The organism is Eubacterium sp. Marseille-QA0814, from assembly GCF_965119675.1.
GTDB lineage: Bacteria > Bacillota > Clostridia > Lachnospirales > Lachnospiraceae > Eubacterium_G.
In genome coordinates, this window is sequence record NZ_CBCPMG010000001.1 from 1,883,037 (window position 1) to 1,890,000 (window position 6,964).

Sequence of the window (6,964 nt, forward strand, 5' to 3'; positions counted from 1 at the left end):
AATTATCCTTTTGATTTTTCTAATCTAACTTTGAAGCTTCCATATCTTCTAAACCTTTTAATTCTTTTAACTCATCAGAAGCTAACTCAAATTTCTTTTTCTTTGGCTTAAATTTCAATTCATTAACAGAATATTCACGTTCTTCTCTTTCGTCATTTTGCTCAATAACAATTTTAACTTTCTGACGTAAAACATTAACACTCTTAACTTCTCCTTTTAAACCATCAAAAGTTTTAACTGTTTCACCTACATTTGGTAAGTTAGAATTCAAATATTCGTATGCTTCCTGCTCATTTTTCAGGCAACACATCAGTCTTCCACATATTCCTGATATTTTGGTAGGATTAAGAGATAAATTCTGTTCCTTCGCCATTTTTATTGACACCGGAATAAATTCTGACAAATATGTGCTACAGCAAAGTGGTCTTCCACAAATTCCAATACCACCAAGCATTTTTGTCTCATCTCTTACACCAACCTGTCTAAGTTCAATTCTTGTTTTGAACACTGATGCTAAATCCTTAACCAATTCTCTAAAGTCAATTCGTCCATCAGCAGTAAAATAAAACAATACTTTATTATTATCAAAAGTATATTCTGTATCTATTAATTTCATTTCAAGACCATGTTTTTTAATCTTCTCTTTACAAATAAAGAAGGCCTTCTTTTCCTTATCTTTATTTTGCTTGGCAATCTTGTCATCTTCCTCAGTTGCCACTCTTATGACAGGTTTAAGAGGCATAATAACGTCTTCTTCGTTTTTTTCCTGCACACTCTGTACAACTTTTCCGTATTCAATACCTCTTGCTGTCTCAACAATTACATGATTGCCAACTTCTATTTTAAAATCCAGCGGATCAAAATTATAAATTTTTCCCGCCTGTCTAAATCTAACTCCTATTACCTTTACCATCATTCATCCTTTCTTTTATTGCTAAAAATAAGACTTCCATTGTTACATCAAAATTAACATTTGATTTTATTCTACTCTGAGCCTTATCTAACTGTTGTAAAATAATATTTATACCATAATAATCTATTTTTTCTGACATTTCTTCTATTAACTTATAGTCATCCTGAAATACCAGTTTATCATCACTTTTTGAAGCCTTATATAATAAAACATCTCTGAACCATATTCTAATTAGACTGAAATATTCATCAATCTGCTTCTTAAAAGATGCTGCTTCCTTTACATTATTTGATATTATATCCATGCCACCTTTTTCCAGCGACAACAATGCCCCAACAACATGATTTTTCAAATCCTTAAAATCTTCTGATGTTGCCAGTTCAACTGCCTTTCCAGGGTTACCTCCACTAAAAACTGCTGCCACCGATGCCTCATAAGCACCAATGCCATATTCCGACATTAACTTGTTTTTAATTAATTCCTCTTTCACCGGTCTAATATTCAGAACTACACATCTTGACAAAATTGTTGGCAAAAATGTGTCTGCATTTGTAGTCAACAAAATTATTATTGCATATTCAGGAGGCTCCTCTATTGTTTTAAGCAATGCATTCTGTGCCTGCACAGTCATTTTTTCACTTTCATCAACAATATATATTTTGTACCTGCTACTATATGGCTTAATATCTATATCATCATTAATTTGTTCTCTTATTTCGTCAACACCAATTCCGGATTTCTCATAAGTAACATACTTTATGTCCGGCTGATTCTTGGAATCTGTCTGCTTACACGACTTACAATGCCCACATGCTTTGCCGTTAAACTCCTCACATTGCAATGCTTTTGCAAAATCCACTGCAAGCTGCATCTTACCTGTGCCTTTTTCCCCATTAACAATGTAAGCATGAGAAATCTTTCCCATCTTTATGGCATTTTCAAAGTGTTTTACTATATGGTTTTGTCCTAAAATTCTTTCTGACTCCATACTATCCTTTATATCCAACAAAATTTAATACTTTATAAACTACTAATCTTTTAACCTGCAAATTGCAGTCTTTTTTCCTGTAAACTCTAAAATCTTTTAACTTACAGATTACGGTCTTTTTTCCCGTAAACTTTAAAATTCTCTAACTTACAGATTACGGTCTTTCTTTCACATAAACTCTAAAATCTTTAACTTACAAACAAAGACTTTATTATTCACAAACCTAACTTTTATCATATCATAATTTATTAATTGTTTCCACAATCTCGGCAATACATCTGTCTAAATCATCATTCATGTATCTTCTTTCAATACCGGCATTTTTGATGTTTTCTTCCTTAAAATCTTCCTCATCTGCAAGAAATCTTCTACAAAGTTCAGCGTATTTTGGCTCTTTCTCCAAGCGCTCTCTTTTTATGGCACGCTCTAATCTTTCACCATTTTCTACTTCTACATATATAGGTACCACCACATCTTTTCCATAATACTTAACCATGGCATTGTAAGACTCCAAAGTTCCTATATAAATGTAATTATCCGCACCCAAATTAATTTGACCGTCATCTAATGTGAAATAACTCCACACTCCGTACACAGTATCATAATCTCTGCACTCAATAATTTTTCCCTGTTTTCTATATTCAGCAAGTTTTTCCCTACTAACAAAATGGTATTCCACACCCTCCTGTTCCCCTTCTCTCATTGGTCTTGTTGTGTAACCAACAATTGTTTTTAAATTTAATTCCTTATTATTTTTCAAATATCTAAAAATTGTATCTTTTCCACTACAACTTTTTCCCAATACAAAAAATATTTTTGACATATCTCCTCCAACTTACAGGCATACTATAATCCATACCATTCCTAATAATTATAATAATAGAATTTTTCACATTCATTATCTAACCTTTAGTATCTACTATATGTTCATAATAAGTAATTAATCATTTACAGTAACTAATCAATTATTCATAATGATTAATTAAATATTTATAATAAATAATCAAATATTTACATAAATTAATAATTAATGTAAATATAAAAAATTTATCTTTTGATAACAATAATTTTTTCATTATCAATTCCCTTTATATTTAAATTAGACATTTTATATTCCATTATTTTTTTCAACATTTGATTTGTAATTAAATCCCCTGGTACAATAATTGGTATCTCAGGCGGATAAATATACACATATCCTGCACTTATCCGACCTACAGCATTATAAACATCTATTTTTTCTTTTTTGCATAATAATGCCTCATATATTGTCATTACCTGCTCCGTTTTTTCTAATAAAATTTCAGTATTTGTTTGCTCTAACAAACTTTTATCTTTAATTTTATCAGCTATATAATTATCTATTTCCACTAAATTATCAGCAAGTCTTAATATCTCATCCATGTTATCACATATAGAAGTCATACCGATTACATAATCTTTGGAACACATTTCTATTTCGAAATTATATTTTTCTCTTAAAATGCTCTCAAGATATTTTCCATCATAAGTTTCATTTATTTTATCGGTATTTAATTCAGTATTATTTGTTTTGGCGTTATCTAATTTAGCATTATTTATTTCTGCTTTATCTGATACTGTATTACTTAATAGGGTATTGTTTAATACAGTATCACTTAATACGGTATTGCTTGATACGGTATTATTTAGTTTTGTAATATTTAATTCTACATTATCTTTTTCTATACTCCTCAACTTCATATTAAGAAAAATAACAATTTTAGAAATATCAAAATCATACACACTGTTTTTTCCTATAATACTACGATCTAACACTTTTAATACTTTAAGATTTTTAACTCTATTATGGAATTTCTTTAGAGTTATTAACATTTCGTTAGCATCTTTTTGCCCTTTTGTTGGTAACTCTCTTATACATTTGTCAAGGCTGGACATAAGTACATAAGATGGACTACTTGACTGATAAACTGATAACATCCTCTGAACATCTTTTACTGAAACTTTGTCCCCATGCATATGTAAAAAGGCTGTCTGTGTCATTGCAGGAAGCGTTTTGTGTGCACTTTCTATAACAATATCAGCCCCTAATTTGTAAGCCGAAGTAGGAAACTCATCACTTAAAATCATATGAGCACCATGTGCTTCATCAACAATAAGAATGCTATTGTGTCCGTGAACAATTTCTGCAATTTTTTTAATATCAGAAACTATACCCTCATAAGTTGGACTTGTTATTACAACAGCTTTAACTTTTATATTTTTCTTTTCTGCTTCGACAAATTTTTGTTCAATTTCTTCCGGTTTATAACCACCACTTATATTAAACCCTTCAACTATTTCAGGATACACATATTCAACATTCAAATCTCTTAGCTGAACAGCATTATAAGCTGATTTGTGACAGTTTCTCCCTAAAATAATAGTATCGCCTATATTTGTAACCGCGGTAATTGCAGATAAAATTCCACATGAACTTCCATTAACAAGAAAAAATGTAGCCCTTGTTCCAAAAAAATCTGAAGCATTTTCCATAGCAGCTTTTATTATTCCCTCAGGATGATGCAAATCATCAAAACCATTTATTTCTGTTATGTCTATATCAAAGGGATCATATTGGTTATTAACATATACACTTATTTCTTTATCTTCATTTAACTCGTTAACCGAGTTATCAACTGGCTTATTAAAAAAATCTTCATCACCAACAAACGCTTTATTAAAATCAAATAATTTTCTCTGTCGCTTGTGTCCTGGCATATGCAATGGATATCTTCCATTTTTGCTATATTCAATTAATTTACTATATAAACTCTCTTTACTCATAACTTTGATTATAACATAAATGCTAATAAGTAACTAGCAAAGTAAAATATACAAAAAATACATTAACAACGCCTCCAAAACATATAAACTAATTTTTCTAAACATTTCTAAAACAATAAAAATGATAAAAGAAAAACTGTAGACATTACCGGGTAACATCTACAGTTTCACATAACAAATGCCCAGTTCCGGAATCGAACCAGAGACACGAGGATTTTCAGTCCTCTGCTCTACCAACTGAGCTAACTGGGCATTGAGTTGCGGGAATAGGATTTGAACCTATGACCTCCGGGTTATGAGCCCGGCGAGCTTCCAGACTGCTCCACCCCGCGCTGTTATTCTATTATATTTCTTTTCTTGCTTGTTTGCAATACTGGGCAGAGAAGGATTCGAACCTTCGAAGGCGGTGCCAACAGATTTACAGTCTGCCCCCTTTGGCCACTCGGGAATCTGCCCATTATAACTTAGAAAGTGAACTGCCTTTCCATGATTCACCAAAATCATCATTCATGACTTCTGAATCTTTGGCTTTTCTTAATGACTTCCTCTTTCCAAGAAAGCCGATGAACGGACTCGAACCGTTAACCTGCTGATTACAAATCAGCTGCTCTGCCAATTGAGCCACATCGGCGTATTTATTTTTTATCAACCTTTCTGCTCAATTGGCAGAGCCAAGCTTCCCTTGACTGCTCTCCTCTTATTGACAAAGTCAATAAGCCTGAATTGAGCCACATCGGCGTATTTATTTTTGATTGCGTGCCGCTTGGAAACATGGTTTTCTTTTGCGATGCAATCATCTTCGGAAATGTCTTCCACAATGCATTTCTGCATTTAGTGGGACCTACAGGGCTCGAACCTGTGACCCCCTGCTTGTAAGGCAGATGCTCTCCCAGCTGAGCTAAGATCCCATTTCTTTTTTGATAAAAATAAAAGAGGTTGAGAAAGCGTGCTTACTGCTTTCGACCTCCTCGCATCAGTTTCTTTTCTTTTTTAGCGACCCGGATGGGGTTCGAACCCACGACCTCCGCCGTGACAGGGCGGCGCTCTAACCAGCTGAGCCACCGGGCCATCTGAATTATACATTCAAAACCACACACTGAAAAATCTTTACATCCGGAGATAACTCCTCTTTCCTTCCTTCATGGATAAGCCCTCGACCTATTAGTATCAGTCAGCTGCATGCATTACTGCACTTCCACCTCTGACCTATCAACCTTGTAGTCTTCAAGGGGTCTTAATTCTTACGAATGGGATATCTCATCTTGAGGGGGGCTTCACGCTTAGATGCCTTCAGCGTTTATCCCGTCCCGACTTGGCTACCCTGCGATGCATTTGGTAATGCAACAGGTACACCAGAGGTCAGTCCATCCCGGTCCTCTCGTACTAAGGACAGCTCCTCTCAAATATCCTACGCCCACGCCGGATAGGGACCGAACTGTCTCACGACGTTCTGAACCCAGCTCGCGTACCGCTTTAATGGGCGAACAGCCCAACCCTTGGGACCTACTACAGCCCCAGGATGCGATGAGCCGACATCGAGGTGCCAAACCACTCCGTCGATGTGAACTCTTGGGAGTGATAAGCCTGTTATCCCCAGGGTAGCTTTTATCCGTTGAGCGATGGCAATCCCACTTTATACCACCGGATCACTAAGTCCTACTTTCGTACCTGCTCCACCCGTCGGTGTCACAGTCAAGCTCCCTTATGCCTTTGCACTCTGCGAATGGTTTCCGACCATTCTGAGGGAACCTTTGAGCGCCTCCGATACTCTTTCGGAGGCGACCGCCCCAGTCAAACTCCCCACCTGACATTGTCCACCAGCCGGATAACGGCTGCATGTTAGAAACCCAATACTGCAAGGGTGGTATCCCAAGGGTGACTCCACGAAAACTGGCGTTCCCGTTTCCTAGTCTCCCACCTATCCTGTACATACAATATCGAATCCCAGTATCAAGCTAGAGTAAAGCTCCATGGGGTCTTTCCGTCCTGGCGCAGGTAACCAGCATCTTCACTGGTACTTCAATTTCACCGGATGCATTGTTGAGACAGTGCCCAAATCATTACGCCTTTCGTGCGGGTCGGAACTTACCCGACAAGGAATTTCGCTACCTTAGGACCGTTATAGTTACGGCCGCCGTTTACTGGGGCTTAAATTCAAAGCTTCGCATTCGCTAACCTCTCCTCTTAACCTTCCAGCACCGGGCAGGCGTCAGCCCATATACATCACCTTACGGTTTCGCATAGACCTGTGTTTTTGC

The 6,964-nt window shown here is 35.9% G+C and carries 4 protein-coding genes, 6 tRNA genes and 1 rRNA gene (1 of these 11 running past the window's edge); all 11 read right to left on the reverse strand.

What is annotated here, in order from left to right; genetic code table 11:
- Positions 1-19: 19 nt before the first annotated feature.
- On the reverse strand, positions 20-913 hold the full coding sequence (locus ACQY63_RS08695) for a PSP1 domain-containing protein (RefSeq protein WP_117999229.1): 894 nt from the start codon (positions 911-913) through the stop codon (positions 20-22).
- Positions 891-1,901: an ATP-binding protein gene (locus ACQY63_RS08700; protein ID WP_428245062.1), complete on the reverse strand. Its 1,011-nt coding sequence runs from the start codon at positions 1,899-1,901 to the stop codon at positions 891-893. Before ACQY63_RS08700 ends, ACQY63_RS08695 begins: the two co-directional genes overlap by 23 nt.
- A gap of 238 nt (positions 1,902-2,139) precedes the next feature.
- A complete protein-coding gene (locus ACQY63_RS08705; RefSeq protein ID WP_022164748.1) occupies positions 2,140-2,724 on the reverse strand; it encodes a hypothetical protein in 585 nt (194 codons plus the stop codon).
- Between the two features lie 224 nt (positions 2,725-2,948).
- Positions 2,949-4,640, reverse strand: coding sequence for an aminotransferase class I/II-fold pyridoxal phosphate-dependent enzyme (locus ACQY63_RS08710; protein ID WP_428245063.1), 1,692 nt, complete (start codon positions 4,638-4,640; stop codon positions 2,949-2,951).
- Between the two features lie 245 nt (positions 4,641-4,885).
- Positions 4,886-4,958 (reverse strand) — tRNA-Phe (locus ACQY63_RS08715).
- Between the two features lie 6 nt (positions 4,959-4,964).
- Positions 4,965-5,038: transfer RNA gene (locus ACQY63_RS08720), tRNA-Met, on the reverse strand.
- Between the two features lie 42 nt (positions 5,039-5,080).
- A tRNA-Tyr gene (locus tag ACQY63_RS08725) sits at positions 5,081-5,162 on the reverse strand.
- A gap of 102 nt (positions 5,163-5,264) precedes the next feature.
- Positions 5,265-5,337: transfer RNA gene (locus ACQY63_RS08730), tRNA-Thr, on the reverse strand.
- Between the two features lie 204 nt (positions 5,338-5,541).
- Positions 5,542-5,614 (reverse strand) — tRNA-Val (locus ACQY63_RS08735).
- Positions 5,615-5,700: 86 nt separating this feature from the next.
- Positions 5,701-5,774: transfer RNA gene (locus ACQY63_RS08740), tRNA-Asp, on the reverse strand.
- 73 nt (positions 5,775-5,847) lie between these two features.
- A 23S ribosomal RNA gene (locus tag ACQY63_RS08745) occupies positions 5,848-6,964 on the reverse strand; it runs 1,771 nt beyond the window's last position.

Excerpts from the sequence above, each read along its gene's own strand:
- ACQY63_RS08700 (WP_428245062.1), bottom strand. The coding sequence starts at position 1,901 with ATGGAGTCAGAAAGAATTTTAGGACAAAACCATATAGTAAAACACTTT.
- ACQY63_RS08695 (WP_117999229.1), bottom strand. The coding sequence starts at position 913 with ATGGTAAAGGTAATAGGAGTTAGATTTAGACAGGCGGGAAAAATTTAT.
- ACQY63_RS08705 (WP_022164748.1), bottom strand. The coding sequence starts at position 2,724 with ATGTCAAAAATATTTTTTGTATTGGGAAAAAGTTGTAGTGGAAAAGAT.
- ACQY63_RS08710 (WP_428245063.1), bottom strand. The coding sequence starts at position 4,640 with ATGCCAGGACACAAGCGACAGAGAAAATTATTTGATTTTAATAAAGCG.